Source organism: Stenotrophomonas sp. HMWF003, from assembly GCF_003061285.1.
GTDB lineage: Bacteria > Pseudomonadota > Gammaproteobacteria > Xanthomonadales > Xanthomonadaceae > Stenotrophomonas > Stenotrophomonas maltophilia_AP.
In genome coordinates this window covers 1430-2338 of record NZ_QAIW01000242.1, presented here as the reverse complement: position 1 = coordinate 2338, position 909 = coordinate 1430, and the positions used below count along the sequence as shown (strand labels likewise).

The window sequence follows — 909 nt, the reverse complement described above, 5'->3', positions numbered from 1 at the left end:
GGCCCAGCGCCTGTGCGTGGTGGTGGGGCCGGGCAACAACGGTGGCGACGGCTATGTGCTGGCACGGCTGGCCCGGCAGGCCGGGCGCGCGGTCCATGTGCTGCGCCTGGCCACCGATGCCGCGGCCACCGCGCTGGCCCGTGCGGCCCAGCAGGCCTGGCAGGACGACGGCGGGCAGGTGGCCGTGTTTGCCGGTGCACTGCCCCCGGCCGATGTCGTGGTGGATGCGCTGTACGGGCTGGGCTTGAACCGCGCGCCGGACGGCGAGGCAGCGGCGCTGATCGAGGCCATCAACCTGGCCGGCGTGCCGGTCCTGGCGCTGGACGTACCCAGTGGCGTGGACGCCAACACCGGCGCGGTGCCGGGCAGTGCGGTGCGCGCCCGCGTGACCCTGCAGTTCATCGTCTGCCACCAGGGCCTGTACACCGGCGCCGCGCTGGAACACGTGGGTGCGCGGCGGCTGGCACCGTTGCAGCTGCCCGACGGCGCGGACGCGCAGGTGAGCGCCAGCGCCGTGCCATGGCAGGCGCCCCGGCTGGCCGGGCAGCTCCCGGCGCGGCGTGCCAATACCCACAAGGGCGAATCGGGCCACGTGCTCTGCGTGGGCGGCAACCGCGGCAGTGGCGGCGCGGTGATGCTGGCCAGCGAGGCAGCGTTGCGTGCCGGCGCCGGATTGGTCAGCGTGGCGACCCAGGCGCTGCACGTGGCTCCGCTGCTGGCGCGCCTGCCCGAGGCCATGGCACACGCGGTGGAAGACGCGCAGGACCTGCAGGCATTGCTGGCACGGGCCGGCGTGATCGCGATCGGGCCGGGCCTGGGCCAGGACGACTGGGCGCGCGAGCTGTGGCGGCAGGTGCTGGGCAGTGGCAGGCCGCTGGTGGTCGACGCCGATGCGCTGAACCTGCTCGC

The 909-nt window shown here is 75.1% G+C and carries 1 protein-coding gene; it reads left to right on the top strand.

Annotation, left to right across the window (positions count from 1 at the left end):
• On the top strand, positions 1 to 909 hold a 909-nt coding region (locus DBR34_RS09995; protein WP_258223797.1), incomplete at both ends, for an NAD(P)H-hydrate epimerase.